The organism is Fibrisoma limi BUZ 3 (assembly GCF_000296815.2).
GTDB lineage: Bacteria > Bacteroidota > Bacteroidia > Cytophagales > Spirosomataceae > Fibrisoma > Fibrisoma limi.
This window is the reverse complement of record NZ_CAIT01000006.1, coordinates 634,573-654,608: the sequence shown is the minus strand read 5'-3', so window position 1 is coordinate 654,608 and position 20,036 is coordinate 634,573. Positions and strand designations below refer to the sequence as shown.

At 52.9% G+C, this 20,036-nt stretch carries 20 protein-coding genes; 11 read left to right on the top strand and 9 right to left on the bottom strand.

Translation table 11 applies throughout. From position 1 onward, the window contains the following. The first annotated feature begins 20 nt into the window (after positions 1–20). From truB to BN8_RS10635, 4 genes are all read left to right on the top strand, one after another. Positions 21–713, top strand: coding sequence for a tRNA pseudouridine(55) synthase TruB (gene truB, locus BN8_RS10650; RefSeq protein WP_009281870.1), 693 nt, complete (start codon positions 21–23; stop codon positions 711–713). Continuing rightward, a complete protein-coding gene (locus tag BN8_RS10645; RefSeq protein WP_009281869.1) occupies positions 710–1,639 on the top strand; it encodes a bifunctional riboflavin kinase/FAD synthetase in 930 nt (309 codons plus the stop codon). The genes truB and BN8_RS10645 overlap by 4 nt, the downstream gene beginning before the upstream one ends. Positions 1,640–1,750: 111 nt before the next feature. Next, entirely contained in the window at positions 1,751–3,334 is a 1,584-nt protein-coding gene (locus tag BN8_RS10640) for an NAD(P)/FAD-dependent oxidoreductase (RefSeq protein WP_009281868.1), read from the top strand. Between the two features lie 76 nt (positions 3,335–3,410). Further along, complete coding sequence (locus tag BN8_RS10635; RefSeq protein ID WP_009281867.1) at positions 3,411–4,046, top strand: NUDIX hydrolase; 636 nt, start codon at positions 3,411–3,413, stop codon at positions 4,044–4,046. 62 nt (positions 4,047–4,108) lie between these two features. Here the strand turns inward: BN8_RS10635 and BN8_RS10630 are convergent, their stop codons facing one another. Continuing rightward, complete coding sequence (locus tag BN8_RS10630) at positions 4,109–4,675, bottom strand: antibiotic biosynthesis monooxygenase (protein ID WP_040005725.1); 567 nt, start codon at positions 4,673–4,675, stop codon at positions 4,109–4,111. A gap of 142 nt (positions 4,676–4,817) precedes the next feature. On the opposite strand from BN8_RS10630, the gene BN8_RS10625 reads away from it, so the two are divergent. After that, positions 4,818–5,324: a VOC family protein gene (locus BN8_RS10625; RefSeq protein WP_009281865.1), complete on the top strand. Its 507-nt coding sequence runs from the start codon at positions 4,818–4,820 to the stop codon at positions 5,322–5,324. Here the strand turns inward: BN8_RS10625 and BN8_RS10620 are convergent. From BN8_RS10620 to BN8_RS10610, 3 genes are read right to left on the bottom strand one after another with little or no spacing between them, the layout of a single operon-like run. Beyond that, a complete protein-coding gene (locus BN8_RS10620; RefSeq protein ID WP_040005724.1) occupies positions 5,317–6,807 on the bottom strand; it encodes a TolC family protein in 1,491 nt (496 codons plus the stop codon). The genes BN8_RS10625 and BN8_RS10620 overlap by 8 nt on opposite strands. After that, on the bottom strand, positions 6,804–8,156 hold the full coding sequence (locus BN8_RS10615; RefSeq protein ID WP_009281864.1) for an HlyD family secretion protein: 1,353 nt from the start codon (positions 8,154–8,156) through the stop codon (positions 6,804–6,806). Before BN8_RS10615 ends, BN8_RS10620 begins: the two co-directional genes overlap by 4 nt. Further along, complete coding sequence (locus BN8_RS10610; RefSeq protein WP_009281863.1) at positions 8,149–9,153, bottom strand: ABC transporter transmembrane domain-containing protein; 1,005 nt, start codon at positions 9,151–9,153, stop codon at positions 8,149–8,151. Before BN8_RS10610 ends, BN8_RS10615 begins: the two co-directional genes overlap by 8 nt. 118 nt (positions 9,154–9,271) lie before the next feature. On the opposite strand from BN8_RS10610, the gene BN8_RS10605 reads away from it, so the two are divergent. Both BN8_RS10605 and BN8_RS10600 read left to right on the top strand, forming a co-directional pair. Beyond that, the gene (locus BN8_RS10605; protein WP_009281862.1) at positions 9,272–9,982 is read left to right on the top strand and encodes a TetR/AcrR family transcriptional regulator; all 711 of its coding nucleotides are present in this window, start codon (positions 9,272–9,274) and stop codon (positions 9,980–9,982) included. A gap of 301 nt (positions 9,983–10,283) precedes the next feature. After that, positions 10,284–10,889: a T9SS type A sorting domain-containing protein gene (locus BN8_RS10600; RefSeq protein WP_040005723.1), complete on the top strand. Its 606-nt coding sequence runs from the start codon at positions 10,284–10,286 to the stop codon at positions 10,887–10,889. A 164-nt stretch (positions 10,890–11,053) separates the two neighbouring features. Here BN8_RS10600 and uvsE read toward each other — a convergent pair whose 3' ends face one another. Next, positions 11,054–12,007 carry a UV DNA damage repair endonuclease UvsE gene (gene uvsE / locus BN8_RS10595; RefSeq protein ID WP_009281860.1) on the bottom strand — a complete coding sequence of 318 codons (954 nt, stop codon included), beginning with the start codon at positions 12,005–12,007 and terminating at the stop codon, positions 11,054–11,056. Between the two features lie 122 nt (positions 12,008–12,129). Between uvsE and BN8_RS10590 the strand changes: the two genes are divergently transcribed. Further along, complete coding sequence (locus BN8_RS10590) at positions 12,130–13,047, top strand: hypothetical protein (protein WP_009281859.1); 918 nt, start codon at positions 12,130–12,132, stop codon at positions 13,045–13,047. Further along, complete coding sequence (locus BN8_RS10585) at positions 13,016–13,414, top strand: hypothetical protein (protein WP_009281858.1); 399 nt, start codon at positions 13,016–13,018, stop codon at positions 13,412–13,414. Before BN8_RS10590 ends, BN8_RS10585 begins: the two co-directional genes overlap by 32 nt. An 82-nt stretch (positions 13,415–13,496) precedes the next feature. On the opposite strand, the gene BN8_RS10580 is transcribed toward BN8_RS10585, so the two are convergent. The 4 genes from BN8_RS10580 to proS all read right to left on the bottom strand — a co-directional run bounded on the left by BN8_RS10580 (position 13,497) and on the right by proS (position 16,733). Beyond that, a complete protein-coding gene (locus tag BN8_RS10580) occupies positions 13,497–13,949 on the bottom strand; it encodes an FKBP-type peptidyl-prolyl cis-trans isomerase (protein ID WP_009281857.1) in 453 nt (150 codons plus the stop codon). Between the two features lie 60 nt (positions 13,950–14,009). After that, on the bottom strand, positions 14,010–14,669 hold the full coding sequence (locus tag BN8_RS10575) for a thioredoxin family protein (RefSeq protein WP_009281856.1): 660 nt from the start codon (positions 14,667–14,669) through the stop codon (positions 14,010–14,012). 81 nt (positions 14,670–14,750) lie between these two features. Continuing rightward, on the bottom strand, positions 14,751–15,257 hold the full coding sequence (locus tag BN8_RS10570; protein WP_009281855.1) for an NUDIX hydrolase: 507 nt from the start codon (positions 15,255–15,257) through the stop codon (positions 14,751–14,753). A 3-nt stretch (positions 15,258–15,260) separates the two neighbouring features. Continuing rightward, positions 15,261–16,733 (bottom strand): proline--tRNA ligase, encoded by a 1,473-nt coding sequence (gene proS / locus BN8_RS10565; protein ID WP_009281854.1) that lies wholly within the window; start codon positions 16,731–16,733, stop codon positions 15,261–15,263. 289 nt (positions 16,734–17,022) lie between these two features. Here proS and BN8_RS10560 point away from each other — a divergent pair, with 289 nt between their 5' ends. Beyond that, complete coding sequence (locus BN8_RS10560; RefSeq protein WP_009281853.1) at positions 17,023–18,327, top strand: pilus assembly protein; 1,305 nt, start codon at positions 17,023–17,025, stop codon at positions 18,325–18,327. Between the two features lie 137 nt (positions 18,328–18,464). Next, the gene (locus BN8_RS10555; RefSeq protein ID WP_009281852.1) at positions 18,465–20,036 is read left to right on the top strand and encodes a hypothetical protein; all 1,572 of its coding nucleotides are present in this window, start codon (positions 18,465–18,467) and stop codon (positions 20,034–20,036) included.

Here is a 20,036-nt window from a genome sequence, read left to right as displayed (position 1 = left end):
AATCTGCGTTCTATTAGCCTATGCACCAACAACCACAAACTGACCCCGGCCAGCTCATCCTTATCGATAAACCCCTTGAGTGGACATCGTTCGACGTCGTGAATAAGCTGCGCCGGGCCTGTAAATTCAAGAAGATAGGCCATGCCGGTACGCTCGACCCGCTGGCGACCGGTTTGCTCATCCTCTGCACCGGTAAAATGACCAAACAGATTGACCAGTACCAGGCCCAGGAGAAAGAATACACGGGTACGCTCGTGCTGGGCAAAACCACTCCCTCGGTCGATCTGGAAACGGCTTTTGACGGCGAGTTTGACGTATCAGGCATCACCCCCGAACAGATACAGGCCGCAGCCCGTCAGCTAACCGGTGAAATTCAGCAGATTCCGCCCATCTACTCAGCCATCCGGGTCAATGGAGAACGTCTGTACGAAAAAGCCCGACGGGGCGAAACCGCCAGCGACATTAAGTCCCGTCTGGTCACGGTATCGAACTTCAACGTCCTCACCGACGGGTTTCCGGCAATCGATTTTCGTATTGTGTGTTCCAAAGGCACGTATATTCGTAGTCTGGTACGTGATCTGGGCCTGTTACTTGGCAATGGCGCGTACCTGGCAAACCTGCGCCGTACCCGAATCGGCGAATTTGTTGTAAAAGATGCCGATAGCGTTGAAGGGTTTATCGAACGCTACCGCACCGAACACTTTCCTGCATGATTGTCCATCGCGGCATTGATACCATCCAGCCCCTCCCATACGCCGTTGTAACCAGCGGTACGTTCGACGGGGTACACCTTGGCCACCAGACTATTCTGGCCCGATTAGTTGAAATCACCCGGGCAAACGGGGGCGAATCCGTTGTGCTGACGTACTGGCCGCACCCACGCACGGTCGTTTCCAACGATAGCCAGAATCTCAGGCTGCTTTCGACGCTCGACGAAAAAATTGACCTGCTCGAACAGGCCGGCGTCGATCACCTGGTTGTCATTCCCTTTACCCGGTCGTTTTCCCAGTTGACCTCTGAGGAGTTTATCCGGCAAATTCTCCTCGATGCCATCGGCACCAAAAAGCTGGTGATTGGCTACGATCATCGCTTTGGCCGGGATCGGCAGGGCGGTTTTGATTACATCCAGCAGCATCAGGACGAATACGGCTTTGAAGTAGAGGAAATTCCCCGGCAGGACATCGACGCGGTTGGCGTGAGTTCGTCAAAAATCAGGGCAGCCCTGAACGAGGGGAATATTCTCGCGGCCAATCTTTTCCTGGGCCGTCCTTATAACCTGACCGGTACCATTGTGAAAGGCCAACAGCTTGGCCGGACCATCGGTTACCCAACCGCCAACATGCAGGTGGATGACCCCGTGAAGCTGATTCCGGCCAACGGTGTATATGCGGTTGACGTACGTCACAACGGTCAAACGTATGGCGGTATGCTCAATATTGGTTTCCGCCCGACGGTGGCCGGTACGCATCAAACGATTGAAACGTACATTTTTGACTTTAACCGGGATATCTACGGCGAACACATGACGCTGCTTTTCCGCGAATTCCTTCGTCCGGAAGAGAAATTTGACGGCCTGCCCGCGTTGATAGCCCAGCTAAAGCGCGATGAGGAACAGGCCCGCGCAGTCCTGGGCCGCTAATTCGACGACAGTTGACGCCTGAACTCTCCACGCCGACCGCTTGTTGACATTACGGTAGCCCCGCGGCTAAATGTAATTGCTTACTACGGGATAAATACCCGTCTTAACCCAATGATTCAACAGATTTCCCTGAGCCTCCTGCCCGAGCAGGCTAATGACGACGTAGCGTTCCGAACGGAAGCCTTACGTCATCTCCGGCTCCCCGCCGATAGTCCGGCGGTTGTACGAAAACGTCGCCAGTCTATCGATGCCCGCGGCCGTCAGGTTCGTGTTCACATCGACGCCGACGTATTTGTCGGTACGACTCCCCCCCCGCTTCTCAGCTTTCAGAAGCAGTATCCGAATGTCAGTCAGGCCCGCCAGGCTATTGTGGTCGGGGCTGGACCGGCCGGTTTATTCGCGGCCCTACGGTTAATTGAACTGGGCGTAAAGCCTATTGTTCTGGAACGGGGCAGCGATGTACGTACCCGCCGACGCGACCTGGCCGCGATCAACAAGGATCACATCGTTAATCCGGAATCCAACTATTGTTTTGGCGAAGGAGGAGCCGGTACGTACTCCGATGGTAAGCTTTATACTCGGTCAACCAAGCGGGGCGATGTCCGGCGTATTCTCGAAATTCTGGTAGCCCACGGCGCAACGGAACAGATTCTGGTCGATGCTCATCCGCACATTGGAACCAATAAACTCCCGAACGTAGTAGCCGACCTCCGGCAAAGCATTCTGGATGCGGATGGGGAAATACACTTCGATACGCGTGTCACGGATCTACTAATGGCCGGGGATCAGGTTCAGGGCGTCGTTACGTCCGATGGACGCGAGTGGCCCGGTCTTGGGGTAATCCTTGCCACAGGGCACTCGGCGCGGGATATTTTTTACCTGCTACACAACAAAGGTGTACGTATTGAAGCCAAGCCATTTGCGATGGGTGTCCGTATTGAGCACCAGCAGGCACTGATCGACCAGTTGCAGTATCACCGATCCGAGCGGGGCGATTACCTCCCGGCAGCCTCATACAGTCTGGTAACCCAAACTCGTTTCAACGGTGTCGATCGGGGTGTGTTTTCGTTCTGTATGTGTCCGGGCGGCTTTATCGTTCCGGCCGCAACGGCACCCGGTGAACTGGTCGTAAACGGCATGTCGCCTTCCCGTCGTGACTCCAGGTTTGCGAACTCCGGACTGGTGGTAGCTATAACCGACGACGATCTGAAACCCTACCTCGACGAAGGACCGCTGGCTGGTCTGGCCCTACAGCAGGAACTCGAGCGCTGGGCCTGCCGCCTGGGAAGCGATAACGGTAAACGCCCGGCGCAGACTGCCCCCGCCCAGCGGGTAGCCGATTTTGTGAGTGGCCGGGTTTCGACGGAGTTACTCCCCACCTCCTATCAGCCTGGATTAGCATCGGTCGACATGAGCGACGTATTACCGGATCATATCGCCCAACCGCTGAAGCAGGGATTGCGCGATTTTGGCCGCAAAATGCGGGGGTATCTCAGCAACGATGGTCAGGTGATCGGCGTTGAAAGCCGCACATCGTCGCCGGTACGTATTCCGCGGCACCGTGATACGTGTGAGCATGTGGAGGTCAGTCGACTGTTCCCCTGTGGCGAAGGAGCCGGCTACGCGGGCGGTATTGTATCCGCAGCGATGGACGGTGAACGTTGCGCCGAAGAATTGGTTAAGCTGTATAAGTAAGATTTCTGCCTACAGTTTTTAGTGGTCGGCATACGATCGAAAACAGAAAACCGTACATTGGGAACCGTTTACCGTTATGCTCCAAACGTCGTTTCATACCTTTACCGATACTCTTCGTCAGCGGTTGCAGGAGCCGCTGCCGGGCGAGGTGGCTCATAGCAAAATGGCCGCAGCATCCCGGTATCGACTAGGTATCAAACCCAATGAACGAACCCGACGGAGCGCGGTGCTGATCTGTTTCTATCCCTACCGGGGCAGCATTTACCTGCCGCTGATTCTACGACCTCAGTACGATGGGGTCCATGCCGGTCAGATGGCTTTTCCGGGTGGCCGCATGGAACGATTTGACGAAAACCTGACGCGTACTGCCCTGCGGGAAGCGCAGGAAGAAATTGGCATTCGGGTATCCGATGTTACTGTTCTCGGACACCTCACCGAGTTGTTTATTCCGCCGAGCAATTTTTATGTGTTACCGGTTATCGGCACGTTGCCTTACCGACCCGATTTCTACCCTGATCCCCGCGAAGTAGAAGCGGTGGTAGAAGTGGATCTGGATACGTTGCTCGATGAAACGATCGTGGGCGACAGCCAGGTCGAAGTGCGGGGCATGACGGTCGATGCGCCATTCTATCAGATTGAGAATTACCGCGTTTGGGGCGCTACGGCTATGATGATCAGCGAACTTCTGATGGTGATCGGGTCGGTAAAGTAACATTCAACCCCATTCTTTTGGCTATGGAACTTTAACTCCATGCTTGTTGCCGCCAGTATTCGTTACCGGAAGAGCCACCCAGCCACCAGTTTTACGTAGCGTGGCATGATCACAAACGTCATAAGGCCAACGATGATCAGACTGGTCAGCAAAGCTTTAATCACCGGCATTGTCAGGAAGGACACGGCGGCAAACAGGGGCGTAAGCAGCCACGGCACCAGCATTGATAATGGATAAATAGCCGATACGGTGATTAAGAACTGCTTGACCGGTGGTGCCGCTTTCCTGGCAGCCGGGGGTGTAAACCAAAATTCCAGCCCGGTCTTGATGTCTATTTTCTCTTCAGTATTCAGCAAAGGGCGAACTTTCTCTACCAGTTGTCGGCGCGTGTCGGATTCAAGCCAAGCTCGTAAAGTAGCCTCCGACGAAAAATGAAGTACAATGGTGTATTCTTCAGTCTGGCCGTGCGGCCGGATGATGTTCACACCTCGGTGTCCTTCATACTGTTGCGCTAAGGGCACAATTTCCCTCAGCCACTCCTCATAGGCCGGTACCTGATCTTTATACGGGCGCTGCAGAATGATTGTTGTCACCGCGCTTTCAATTTCAATAGGAACTGGAGCAGACATCGCGCAATCGTTTTGGGGAGAAATCAGTGGGTGAATGAGCGAACGAGAAAGTATCATTCAACTGACTACATTGCCTGTATAAAGGCAAATACCGGTGAACTAGTTCGCCGGTATTTCTATTTGTATAGCCAAAGCTACGCCTATGTCTTCACCGTACACACTACCGCCTACTACCCGAATTGGCCACATACATTTGAAAGTTGCCAACCTCGACCGGGCGCTCCACTTTTATTGCGACCTGCTCGGCTTTTCCATCATGCAGCGGATGGGTGCCGATGCCGCCTTTATTTCGGCTGGTGGTTACCATCACCACATCGGGCTGAATACCTGGTACAGCAAAGGTGCGCCCCCGGCACCGGTCCGCAGCGCCGGTCTGTTTCACACGGCCATTCTGTACCCAAACCGCCGGGATTTATCAGTTGCCTATCGTCGACTCGTTGAAGCTGATTACCCCATTACCGGTGCCGCCGACCACGGCGTTTCGGAAGCTATCTACCTCAACGATCCTGATCACAATGGCGTTGAGTTATACTGGGACCGGCCAACGGAACTATGGCCCCGTCAGCCTGATGGTTCGGTTGCTATGTACACCCGCCCGCTCGACCTCCCTAAATTACTCACGGAATCAGCAGATGCCGGTGCTAATTAGCACCGGCATGGGTTCCGGCTGCATACCAGAGCCCGGCAATGGCCTTCTGGTGTTTGGTACGCAGTTCTTCCAGTTTGATCTGAAGGTCGATCAGCTTCGTTTCCCGGCTGTTGACCAGGAACAGCGAGCTTTCGCCGATGTCAAACTTCTGCTGCTCGGCCTGAAGCAGCGTACGCTGATTGGCAACGGTCTTCTCCTGAACGGCAATCTGCCGTTCGAGTGCTTTCAACTCATTCCAGGCAGTCTGCACGTCGTTAGCAATATTTCGCCCCGTTTGTTGCCGCTCCAATTCGTTTTGCTGCGACTTGATCTGCACCTGCCGGAGTTTACCCCGTTCCTTACGCAGAAACAACGGAAAGGTCAGGTCGATGCCAATTTTATGATTATCAGCCCGAAACGCATAATAGCTTGCCCAGTCGTAACCAGTTCCCGCTTCGGGCGTTCGGCTCAGCAAGCTGGCGCTCAGGGCGATCTGTGGCTGTAGCAGCGACCGTCGAAACCGCTCTTCAATTGCCAGTTGTTGCCCTTTTGCCGTTAGTTTCAGCAGTTCCGGGTGCTGTTCAGCGGCCCGGTTGAGCAATTGTTGCAGCAGTTGTTCGTCGTCCAGTTGAGCCGGTGGACTTTGGGGCACCACCGTAGCGGGCATATCGACTGGTTGCGGATTCCCCCCTGCTTCATCGCTGTTCCAGAGGTAAGCAGTCAGGCGCAGGCGTGTATTTTGCAGTTCCACCTCGGCCTGCCGAAGTTGCACGAGTCGGTCCTGCGCTGTGATAAGCGCTTCGGTTGTGTCAATAATGGCCGCATCGCCCAGCAAAGCCCGCTGTCGGATCGCCTGAAAACGCATATCAGCCAGTTGGTACCCGTCCTCAACAAATCGGTATTGCTGGTAAGCCAGGTACCAATCCCAGTAGGATTTAGCGGCATCAAACAGGGTTTTGTTGATCAGTTTCAGCCGGTCGGCGTCGGCCAGGTTGACGGCCAGTTGCGCCGTACGCAACGCCGTACGCCGGGCATCGATCAAAAGCCCCTGCCCGATGGGCACGCTAACGCCCACGGCCGCCAGTCCGGAAGATGGCACCCGATTTTCAGGGTTGAGGTACTCCCCCATATTCCGGTCATAGGTCATCTTTACGTCAATACCGCCCGGCAAAACCGGCACCGACAGCCCTGACTGCCACTTGTCGTAGTAAAGACTGCGGCCAAATTCCTTCCGGTCATAAACCGAGAACAGCTTCGGGTCAAAGGCCCCCCGCGCCTGCATCACTTCCTGTTGCGCTTCCCGGCTCAGCAAAGCCGCCTGCCTGACAATCGGGTGGTGTTGCAGGACCGCCTGAAAAAAGTCGCCCGCCGTAAAAACAGCCGCCGGGTTTGGCTCAGGGGCTACTACCGTTGTGCCTGACGCGGGTCTTGCAGCCAGTTGAGCGGATACCCGCCAGGGCAAACACCCCAGAACGATCAGGCATATTCCGATCAGTATTCTCATTTTTTCGTTTCCTCTTTTGGCTCCTCCTGTAAACTTGGCGGGAAGCCGTTTAACTGCCGCCACAGTTCGTACCATACCGGCACATCGTCGAGCATTACCCAGCCGTACACGCCGGAACCAACCCGCAATTGTTGCGGCCATGGCTGATCACCTTTCTGTAGTTTAGGCTTGACCAATAGCCTGTATTTCCCATTCACACTGCTAACGGCGTCGATAACCGCTACTTCGCCCCCAAATGTACCCACAGCCACCGTCGGCCAGCCCGAAAATTGAATCGCGGGCCATCCGTCAAACTGCAATCGCACGTGCCGACCGCGCTGAATCAGCGGTACGTCCATGGCCCGCACGTACAGTTCAACCGCTATGGCGGGATTAGCAGGTTGCAGCGTGGCAATGGATTCGCCCTCTTTGATAGTCTCGCCGATACCGGCCTTGAACGAGCGCACCACGTAGCCATCCTGCGGAGCCCGCACAACGTAAAGGCCCCGGCGAACATCCACGCTGCTGATTTTATTCCGGAGTTTGGACACTTCGCCCGTAGCTTCGGCCCGGTACGATACCGCCGAGCTCCGATCCGACAGAGCCTTAGCCAGCTTTTCCTGGTAGTCGGCCTGTATATTACTCAGGTCAAGCCGAGCGTTGACCAGTTCCTGCCGCGATACGTTCAACTTGTTTTCCTGGGCAATCACTTTAGCGTTGTCCTCCTGTACTTTTAGCCGACGCGACTCAAGGTCCGTAAGCGAGAACAATCCGTTCCGGTATCCCTTTTCGTAACGATCAAGCCGATCCAGTGCAATCTGGTAATTTTTTCGAATGGCAATCAGATCCGTACTGTCACTGATTACTTTAAACTGGCTTTGCCGAACCTTGTTGCGGGCCGAGGCAAGCTTCACCTGAAGTCCCGTTTGCAGAGCGGCAATCTGACCGTCGAGAGCCGTAATTTTGGCATCGGTCGCACTCACGCTGCCTTCTTTGGCATCGAGCTGTTCGTCAAGCCGCTGGGGCAGATTCGGGTCAAAATATTCATCCTTGATCTCGGATATGACCAGCAGTGTATCGCCCTTGTGCACAAACTGTCCTTCCTGAATAGCCCAGCGTTCGATCCGGCCGGCAATTGCATTCTGAACGGTTTGGGGGCGGTCCTGTGGCGTCAGAGCCGTAACGGCACCTTCGCCGTTGATGTTCTGCTGCCAGGGCAGAAACATGACACAAAGGCTGATTAGCAACAGCCCCAGCATCCAGCGTCCCAGCCGCCGACCACTGTTAGGCTGGGGTAAGGTGCGGAGCGTTTTAAGCGGATAGTGATTGAATAGCTGTTCGTCTACCCGCTGATTTGATATGTTAAGCATGAGTTGGTGTGTCGGTTTCTAAGGGTAGATCCGTAACATTTGCAATTTTTTCAACGGCGGTCAACATATCGAACACCGTATCGATGCCTGAAATCAGTTTTTCGACCGATCCGGTTATCAACACGATAACCAGCTCAGCCGCCACGAACTGCCCCAAGGTCATTTCGCGACCTACCACCAGCGCGGTACCGAGTATTAACAGACCGCCCGTAACCAGTGTTTTAAATGCAACGGCACTGTAAAAAAAACGCTTCAGCACCCGGAAATGATCATTCCGGTAACTGACGTAACTGGCTACCAGTTCGTCCATCCGGTCGATAGGTTCGAGCACATCATCGCGGTGGCGATACGTCGGCAGATCCCGGGCCAGATCTTCCAGCCAGGCAACCACCTTGTATTTGTACTTCGATTCGTTTAGACTCGTCCGAAGCCCGGATGGCCCGTAAATCCAACTGATACCAATAATTGCCAGCAGCGTGAATAGACCAAACCCCAGGAAAATAGGGTGGTAAAACGATAGCAAAATGATCCCGAAGATAATCTGCACAGCCGCGGCTGTCAGGTCGATGAGCAATTTCGGCATTCCCTTCTGGAGCGTCAGCACATCGAAAAAACGGTTCATCAGTTCAGGTGGATAGTAGGCGGCCAGGGCTTTAGGTTCAATTCTTGGGAGCCGATAGGTAAATTCAAATGCAGCTTTGGCAAAAATGCGCTGCTGCAGAATCTCGACTAAGGTCATCTGCCCGACCATCAGCAGCCCCGTGGCCAGCACCCCCGCTATGACCAGACCGATTAGCACGTACACCGAACTGAAAACCAGTCCGCCGGAGACCAGGTTAAATACTGCCTGAATACCCAACGGCAACGACAGGCTAATCAAACCGGTAATCAATGCGTACAAGTAGATGTACCAGATATCTTTCTTTTCCGTCCCAAGCAGTCGAATCAACCGCTGCAATGACGAAGGAGGTGGTTGTGGGTATGTATCTAAAGCCATAATTGTATTACCTTTGTTAGTGATAGTATTACTATCAATGATACAAACATAACTTTTACCGATAAAAGTTTGTTTCTTTGTTGTAAAATTTTCCGCCAGTGGCAAATACGTAGTATAGATGGAATACACAGTACAGGTTCGGATGAACGACAAACTGTTTCTGCGCGATCCGGAAAGCTCCGAGCTGGGGCGTCGGATTGTTCGTCAGAGCATCATGTTGATTGCTGATATTGGTTTCGAAGAAATGACATTCCGCAAGCTTGCCGACCGGATCAGTACAAAGGAAGCCAGTATTTACCGATATTTTGAAAATAAACACCGTCTGCTGGTCTACCTGATCGCATGGTATTGGCAATGGCTTGAGTATCAGGTTATATTTCATACAAACAACTTAACCGACCCTCGTGAAAAGCTGGACCGTATTCTGAAAATATTGTTGCTGAAGAATTTATCACCACCGACTTTTTCGCTGGGCGCCGACAATATTGATGTATCTGCCCTGCACATCATTGTTATTCGCGAAGCCAGTAAAGCGTACCTGACTCACCACGTCACCGAGGACAACCGTCAGCAGTTGTTTAAGCCGTATAAGGACTTGTGCGGCCGACTGGCTAGTATCATTCTGGAATACCGGCCTGATTATCCCTACGCCCGTTCACGAGCAAGTTCAATAATTGAAACGGCTCACTACCAGGCTTATTTTATGCAGTATCTGCCTTCCCTCACTGACTTTGGCGGGCAACCCGAAGGATTGCCTACTGGTGAGGACCGATTGCTTGAGTTTCTGCGGCATCTGCTGTTTTCCTCGCTCGATGCCCCTATCCAGTAACTGCCCCTGCTGCCAAATAATGATCGCTGATCGGGCCTCAACGGGCGTTTTGTACTTTGCTCAGAAAATCATATCACCTTAAAAACGTACAGCACTATTTTTTAAGGTTATTAGAAAAATACAAAATCTATTCGTTTCAAGGAACCTTTTGTACATTTCCCATAATCGTTGTACTTTACCAATATCAACCCATTCCATTATCAGGAATCTTTGTTAATGAATTGTAAACCAGCGCTTCACCCCTTGCATTAAAGCATCTTCCGGCCCCACCTTTGTCACGGAAAAATAAAATTCTTCGCCAATGAAACAGTTCCGTTTATCCGTGGCCGTACTGCTGACAGTATGGGGTTTGGCTGGCATGGGAGGTGCCGTTGCCGACAATGGTTCGGGAGTGAGTGGGGTGAAAGTAGTGAAGTCCGAGCAAAAGAAAGTTCGTTTACATACAGAGGCAGGACAGCCGATCGACGTTGCCCTAATCGACGCCGATGGCAACGTGCTTTATCAAGGTCTGGTTTCATCTGCCAAGTCGAAAGATTTGACGTTAAACCTCAACAGCCTGCCTGATGGTCAGTATTTCCTGACGGCCAGCACCAACAACTGGTGGATGTCGCAGGGATTGACTATCCAGGCGAATGCCGTGAACGTCGACGAACGTAAACTCAAGCAGATCGAGCAACCGCAGATCACTACGTACGCCAAGAACAAAGTGCAGGTAGTAGTGCCTGCAACAAACGTAGAAGACGCTAACGTAGCGATTTTTGACGCCCAGAACGTACCGGTTCTGACCGAAACGCTCAATGGCACGATCCGTCGCTACGACCTGTCGTCGCTGCCCGAAGGTTCTTACACATTCGTTGTTGGTCCGAGCGAGAAGAAATTCTCTACCCGGATTGACATCCGTCGCTAAGCGCATCTACTGAGCGACCAACTGCTCAGTTTATCAAGTACATAGTTCAATGTACCCCCTGCTTTTCGGACAAGCGTCGGTACATCACCCTCTCCCGGCCGGTGCATTCAATCGAATGCACCGGTTTATTTTTTAATGGTTTTGCTACTGCTTGACAACGTACGTCATTCGCCCGAGCTACCTGTCTGCTGACTGATCAGCCTAGCCAGTTTAGGGGTAATTTCGGGCTCTTCCCCGCGCAAGCGCAGAATCGAAAGTTCCTTGAGTTTTGACTCAAAAATGATGTCTACTTCCTTGCCATACGTATTGACGAGGGAGTACAGCCAGTCGGCGTGAGCTTCTTTGCGGGCTTTCGGATCTTCACGCTCGCGTCGGGAATCCGAGTAGTGAAACACTGGCCGAACATCCCAGGTATTGTAGGCCATCAGAAACGCTTCTTCTTCGGTCAGACCATCGGGATGGAGGGAATGATGAAAATAATCGAACACCACCGGCGTACCGATCGATTCGCGGAACCGTACGAGATCGGCTACGCTGTACAGGCCCGGCCGGTCGTCGTTCTCAACCGTCAGCCGGGCACGCAGGTTTTCAGACAGGCGCATTTTGAAGTTCGTTTCAAACCGGTTCATGGTCGTGGCCTTGTCGCCGTACGTACCACCCGCGTGGATGTTGATTTTATTCCAGTGCGACGGTTTTAAACCCATCAGGTCGAACAGTTCGGAATGGTATTCCAGATCAACCACCGTGTTGTCGAGCACTTTGCCCTGTCCGGCCAGGTGATTGAACGGCCCCGGGTGTACCGTCAGGCGGATCGGCCGGCTTCCAATTTCTTCCAGAGTCTCCCGAATCTCCGAAAAGTCGGGCAGGCTGCTGATTTTGTACTCCGACGCCCATGGAAACAGGTCCGACGAGATCCTGAAGATGCGAAACCCATGTTCAAGATTCCAGTCAACCACTTTTAATAAATCCTGCACATTCTTCAGCGCCAGCTCCGAAGCATACTGTACCCCCCGTTCGGTAAATGTCTTTTTTATCATCCCCCGATTCGTCACAATTTTATCGGCCTGAAGACTCAGGTTGATGCAGGCGTAACCAACATTTTGTGGTGTCAACTTCATACGTAGATAACTTCAACGACGAATCGACAGTTTTATAAATTACCGTTCGTTCAAAAGTTGTAGCCATATTGTGACACCAGCGTTACACTTGCTTACTTTATGCATTCGCCATTTCCTGGCCTATGAAACTTTATTACTATCGCCTATTTGCCGTAACAGGTCTGTTTCTTACTAGTTGCGTAAACCTTAAAACCGTTAACACCTTCGGAACGTCGGCGGTTGCGGGCTTGCAACAGAACTCAGCCTTACCGACTACGTTCACGGCTGTTTACAAGGAACGTACGCTGGCCGACTCCCTTAGCCGGCACCCGTTCAACCGTATCCCAGTGATCGGACCGGAGTTTACCAGCAGCATCCGGCAAGACTCCTTGCGGTCGTATCAACTGGCCGACAGTCTGACGCTCGCCGTTTCGGACCTGATGGAAGCTTATTTTCAGGCCATTGCCGACTTTTCGGTTACCGGCAGCACGTTTGCGCCCGTTCAGCTCAAGTCACCTGCATTTAACCAATACCTGCAAGGATCGCGGCTCAAACTATCGTCAGACCAGACAGCAGCCGCCAATCGGTTGTTCAATTTACTTGGCTCAGCCGCTACCAATGCCTACCGACGGCGCAAACTGTCGGTTCTTATCACGCAGAGCCACGACGACGCGCAACAGGTTCTGTCTGCGCTGGTGTTTGCCTACGAACGCCTGGCCGACGTAGTGGCCATCAGCCGGGATCAGGCCTATGGCCATTACCGCACCCTGCTTATTCAGGACCCAACGCTGACCTATACGCAGAAACGGGAACTCGCAAAAGAGTGGCTGAACACGAGCAAAGCGATTGACCAAACGCAACAAAGCATTCTGACGCACGTCCAGACGCTGAAAACGATTCAGGCCGGCTACCGAGAAGTATATAAGAATCGCTACCTACTGAAAAGCAAGGAGTTAATCAATAATATCGATCCGTACTTGTCCAGGCTCAAACAGCTAAAAGCTGATCTGGAACAATTCAATCTCACGAATGGAAGACTTAACCCCAGAACAGATCGTTGAACTAGCCGACAGCTACCGACGGACCGCCCGGGCTTTAGCCGAATTTCAACTGGCACACTGGCCGGAATTATCCTATGAGCAGCAACTGGATTTGAATGCTTACCAGAACAGTTTGCTGAACCGGGCGCAGGATTTGATGACGCTCTCCGTACGGCCGGCCTTTCACGAAGCAGGAAAGATGATCGAGGCTGTCAGACAGGCCACTACCGATGCACAGTCGGGACTGAAACGCATCAAGAACCTGACGATAGCGTTGAACGTTGGTGCTATTACAGTTGCCCTGGCAGCAAGCATTGCCCGCGCTAATCCAAAAGGAATACAAACGGCCCTGAATGAATTAGGCGAATTGCTTAAAATGGAGGAATAGAGGAAAAAAGGAGGAAAGGGAGTAAGGGAGAAGAGAACGCCGAATAGTATTCCTTTTCTCCCTTCCTCCATTTTTTTCACTCCTATACAATAATCCCGGAAGACGGTTTTACGCCAACCAGTTCAACGTCAAACACCAGATCCTGACCGGCCAGCGGGTGGTTGGCATCGAGCGTTACACTGTCGTTGGTCAGGTCACGAACAATGACCGGAATGGGCCGCGGATTTCCATCCTCGTGCATGTTCAGGGTCATCCCTACTTCGAGCGGAATATCAGCCGGAATATCGGTGCGGTTCAGCGTGAATATCATCTCTTCATTAGCCGGACCGTAGGCGTCCTCAACCGGAATCTGGATGGTTTTCCGTTCGCCTTCGTTCATGCCCGTAATGCCTTCATCAAAGCCTCTGATTACCTGACCGCTACCAAGCTGAAACTCCAGCGGAGTACGTCCCTCCGATGAGTCGAAAACGGTTCCGTCGGTCAGTGTACCGGTATAATGCACCTGAACGGTGTCGCCGGATTTTGCCTGTGCCATAATTGTGGTTGTTTTGTGAACACTGGCGTAAATGTACCCAAACTTCCGGCACCAGGAAGGCTACACACTAATTTTTGCCCACTGACGTACCAACGAAACCATTTCCCGTTGTATAGCCTCCGTACGGTCATCGTTGTACCAGCGCTGGGTTTGCTCTGCAACGTCGGCATACGGCCGTTTCTCCGCCCGCCATTGCATCACCAACGCCTGAAGCGCAGCCGGCCGGGGTCCCCACGTACCAAGCTCCGCCAGCGTATCGGCATTGATACAGACCAGTTTAGGAATAGATCGCGATGTGCCGTTGGTCAGGTAAGCGTCCATGACATCCAGATTTTTATCCCGTAGAATTAAGCGCATCTGCACATTGGGCGACCCATCGGTCATTCGCTGAAAAACGGGCAGAATCTGGGCTGCATCACCACACCACGATTCGGTTAACACCAGCCAGATCCAGCGCTCAGTTACGTGCTGTAACAGGTCGGCCAGTTCGGGCTTAATAACGGCAAATCGCTCCAGCCGGCTCATCCGATGCAGATTCAGCTTGGTAAAGCCCAGCAGTTCAGGGGTATTATAACTGGGGTTGTCGGAGGTCGTACGGCCCTGCCTTAACAAATCGGTTGAAAGGGCAACGTACTGTTCGTAGGTATAGGCTGACGCAATGAGTTCGGGGGTAATAATGGGCGATGGGGTGGTCATACTCGAATGATTAAGCGAATTCATAACAGCGGGGCCAGCCGTTTTTGTTCATAAACGAATAAAGCCCGGTCAGTTGGCCGGGCTTTATTCGTTTAATAGGTTTTATCAGCTTTCCTGCTGATACACAACGACATCCTCAATTTCTTCGCGCATGGTTAACAGTGTTAGCTGCTCATCAAACTCAGCGCTGAACGCAAATGGTCTGCGCTTCAGGAGGTAGTCATAGATGAACCAGTCGGTTCTGGGCGTCGGTACGTTCAGGACATCAGCAAAATCGATCCACTCCAGTGTCCCTTCGTTGCAGGGCGGTGGCGGTACCCGGTCAATTTCGGCCACATACACGTAGCTGGTCCAGTTATAGGCCGTCGGGGAGCTTTCGGTTAGTACCCCACAAAACGTCATCCGGTCAGCCTTGATGCCAGTTTCTTCCCAGGTTTCGCGGTAAGCCGCCTGCAACGGACTCTCGTACGGGTCAAGTTTTCCGCCCACCGGTGTATACTGGTCTTTGTTTGGCTCTTTCAGCCGTTTCAGCAGCAAAAACGTAGTCCCATGCCGAAGCACACACAGTACCGCCGTACGTTTCAGCCCTACCGGAACGCTCATTGTGCTCATAACTTAGTAAGCCCGGGCAAATACGACCCGGCCTTTCGATGGTTTTCCAGAATAGATATCGACACCTTCTTCCGGCTCCTGATCAAACGGAATACAACGGATTGTTGCTTTCGTCTCTTCCTTGATAACCTCCTCGGTTTCGGACGTACCGTCCCAGTGCGCCAGAATGAAGCCGCCTTTCTCGATCTGCTCTTTAAACTGATCGTACGTATCGACCCGGAAGGTATTGGCCTCCCTGAACGACATGGCCTTCTGGTAAATCGTCCGCTGAATATCCTCCAGCAATAGCTTGATACGTTCGGCCAGGCCATCGAACGGCACCGTTTCTTTCGTTTTCAGATCGCGTCGGGCAATTTCGATCGTGCCGTTTTCCAGGTCGCGGGCTCCCATTGCCAGCCGGACCGGCACACCCCGCAATTCGTATTCGGCAAATTTCCAGCCGGGTGAGTTAGCATCGGAGTCGTCGTACTTCACCGAAATGCCGGCCTTCCGCAGTTCCTGAATCAGCGGTTTAAGCTTATCGGTCAACTGGGCAAGTTGTTCTTCCTTACGGTAAATCGGCACAATAACAACCTGAATGGGTGCCAGTTTTGGCGGCAGCACGAGACCATCGTCGTCGGAGTGGGCCATAATCAGCGCCCCCATCAGGCGGGTACTCACCCCCCACGATGTTCCCCAGACGTAGTCGAGCTGGTTCTGCTTGTTCAGAAACTGTACATCAAATGCCCTGGCAAAATTCTGCCCCAAAAAGTGGGAGGTTCCGGCCTGCAACGCCTTACCATCCTGCATCATGGCTTCGATGCACAGCGTATCCTCGGCCCCGGCAAAACGTTCGTTTGGCGTTTTGGCCCCGCGCACAACCGGCACAGCCATCCATTCTTCGGCAAACCGGGCGTACACGTCCAGCATCTGCCGGGTTTCCTCCATAGCCTCTTCGGCGGTTGCGTGGGCGGTATGTCCCTCCTGCCACAGGAATTCGGCCGTTCTGAGGAAAATCCGCGTCCGCATTTCCCAGCGTACTACGTTGGCCCATTGGTTGATCAGCAGCGGCAGGTCGCGGTACGATTGAATCCAGTTTTTATACGTACTCCAGATAACGGTTTCCGATGTCGGTCGGACGATCAGTTCCTCTTCCAGTTTCGCTTCCGGGTCAACCACCACGCCGGAGCCGTCTTCGGCGTTCTTTAGCCGATAGTGCGTTACGACGGCGCACTCCTTGGCAAATCCCTCTACGTGCGACGCTTCTTTGCTCAGGTAGGATTTAGGAATAAACAGCGGGAAGTAAGCGTTCGTATGGCCGGTTTCCTTAAACATATCATCGAGCGCGCGCTGCATTTTTTCCCAGATCGAGAAGCCATACGGCTTGATCACCATGCAACCACGAACGGCTGAGTTTTCGGCCAGATCCGCTTTTTTGATCAGTTCATTGTACCATTCGGAGTAGTTTTCACTACGGGAAGGAATCGCTTTTGCCATGAGTAAGACGTTGGAATCAGAACGCTGAATGATGACGAGCGGAGGTGAAACATTAGATTGAAATATAGTGTTTATTCTATATATCTTGTTCAGTATTCAGCAACCGGCATTCAGCGTCCAAAAAAAGTTTGTAAGGTTTTAAACCCTGCTGAACAAATAGGAATCTAATAGGTTGAAAACTTGCAAAGATAGGTTTTTCCTCTATTTTTGTAATCAAACCGTTTGCTCCTGCGTTATGGATTTAACGGCTAAATAATATGAGCCTTTATTACTATAATCCCCTTGCCCAATGAACACGCAACGCGTATATCGATACCTGGCGCTGGCCGCGCTGCTGGGTTTCTGGAGCTGTAGCTCCAGCCGGCAGACCGCCCGGAACGCAGGCGAAATTGACGATTTGTACGGCAACTCGGCCAATGCTGAGGTGTATGCCAGCAACTCGTCCGAACCCAACCGGGATGCGCAGCGGCTTGATCGTCCCAGACGCTCTGCCCGCAACGCCAACCCTGAGTATTCGGAGGATCAGCAGGCTTATGATGCAAATTCGGATGAATACTATTCGGAGCTGAGTGCCCGCAAACTGAAGCGGGGGCTTTCTCCCGATCCGGGCTGGAACACCGATAATGACTACAACGCCGGTTTTGTGAATGGCTATTATGCAGGCATCGGCAATCCGGCCTTCAACTCGTACCGCTGGAATCCGTGGGGGTATAACAATACCTTCTACAACGGGCTGAATTTTGGTATTGGTCTGGGCCTTGGCTCGACCTGGGGATGGAATCGGTTTAACTACGGTTACGGTGGTTTCTACGATCCGTTCTTTAGTCCTGCCTATGCCTTCAATAGCCCGTTCTATTCGCCGTTTGGCTATGGTTACGGTGGCTTCTATGACTCGTTCTATAGCCCGTATTACGGTGGTTTATACAGCCCATTCTATGGCGGGTATTATGGCGGCTGGGGTCGTCCGGTTTATGCCGGCAACGTGATCGTAACGGGCGCGGACCCCTACCGAAACAACCGGGTGTACGGAGCCCGGAACGACCGGTCGTCGGCTCGCTACAACGATGCGTTCGTGAATACGCCCCGTCCGGCTGATCCAAACGGTGGCCGTCGGGCAAGTGGTGCCTATTACTCAGGTAACGGCACGTCGGCCTCAACGAACAACACCAACAGCCGTACGGGCAGCGATTCGTACTATGCTCGTCCCCGGTCGAATAGCCGTGGGACTTACTACTACGACAATGGTTCGTCGAGCGGTGGCCGCACCAGCAGTGGTAGCGGTACGTACACAGCGCCGTCGTATAACAGTGGTAGCTCAAGCAGCGATTACTACGCTCGTCCACGGTCGAACAGCCGCGGCACGTATACACCGGCTCCGTCGTACAACGGCAACAGCCGGGGTAGCTATCAGCAGCGTCAGCCAAGTTATCAGCAACCCAGCTACCAGCAGCCATCCTACCAAAGCCAGAGCCGGGGTAATTACTCCGCTCCGAGCCCCAGCTACAGCGCTCCCAGCGGAGGCAGCCGGGGCGGTAGCAGTGGTTCCAGCAGCGGTGGCTACTCGGGTGGTGGTGGCTCACGCGGACCACGCTAATCAGCACCGTTCATCAAAATTACGTCCCGCCGAACTGACATTCGGCGGGATTTTTCGTTTATGTGAATAGGTGCTTTAAACGTTTTTCCGTCAATTTGGTCTTACCGGCAAAGCACACCCTTTACTCATCTAACAAAATGGATAAACGCATATATGTAACAGGCGGCCTCATGCTTATGGCCGCTGTTTCGTACGGACAGTACGCTGGGGATGCCTTCCGGTATTCGGAACAGATTATAAACGGAACCGCCCGTTTTCAGGGCATCGGCGGTAACCACGCAGCTCTGGGTGCTGATGCCAGCAATGCCTGGGGCAATCCGGCTGGCCTGGGTTTTTACAACCGCTCGGAGCTAAGCATCAGCCCTTCCCTGCGCTTGCTGAATGTCGGGGCTGACTACCTCGGGCAAACCACCAACTCCTCAAAAGCGGTCCCGTTTGTGGGGAGTGCCGCGTTGATCTTCGCCGGTGGTTCGCCCAACAACGACAACCGCAACATCCGCCGGACTACGTTCGGTCTTACTTACTCGCGGCAAATCAGTCTAAACAATGAATATGTCTATCGGGGACGTAACAACCGGAGCTCGCTGGCTGATTCGTACGTCGAAACGGTGAACGCCCGCGGTATTCCTTCAGGGTCGCTGGATGCGGAATATGATGCTCAGAACAATATAGCCGATAATCTTGAAGCAGCAGCCTATCAGCTTTACCTGATTAACCCAACACAGGAAAACGGAACGAATTATTTCCGGTATGATGTAAACGTTCCGGTTGATCAACGCGGTAGCTTTACCTCCAACGGATCGGTAAGTCAGTGGGGGCTTTCGCTAGCCAGCAACTTCAACGACAAGCTATACGTTGGCGGTACATTGGGTTTTACGCGCACCCGCTATGAATTCACGGATACGTTTGACGAAAGTTACGTAGGAGGCCGCGTGTTCAATGGGTTCCGACAAACGTCTAATTATTCTGTTACAGGTAACGGCATTAACCTGAACATTGGCCTAATTTATAAACTGGATCAGAACGTTCAGATTGGGGCCAACATCTTGTCGCCGAACTTTACGACCCGTACGTTCCGCGAAGAGTTCAGTCAGAACCTTTCGATTGATCCGATTGGTATTCCTCAAACCGATGATCAGGGTCGCCCGGTGCTGTTCATTCCTGATAATACGTCAGTTCCCACAGCACCTCAGAACTTTGACTTTACCATCACGACGCCCCTGCGGGCTTCGGCCGGCGTTACGTATCTCTTCGGACGTAGTGGCTTCATAACGGCTACGGCAGAATACGTTGGCTACAAAGGGCTGCGGGCCGGGACATCGTTCTATACATCGGCCGCGGATAATCAGGCGTTCCGGCAGGACATCACGAACGAAATCAAGGCGACTTATAACAACACGGTTAATTTCCGGGTGGGGGGTGAATTCCGCAGTGGACTGCTTCGGTTGCGGGCCGGTGCTGCTTACATTCCCAGTGCCTACAACACGAATTTCGACCAGTTAGCACGGGACAACGAACGGAACACCCTGCTGTACAGCGGTGGTATCGGCGTTCGCAACGACCGGTTCTTTGCCGATCTGGCGGGTGTATTCTACACGACAAAGTCAGCTTATACGCCGTATACGCTGAACAACCCGCAGAACTACGGTTCGGCCCTGCTGACCAACCGGAACACAAATCTGACGCTGTCGCTTGGAGTATTCTTTTAA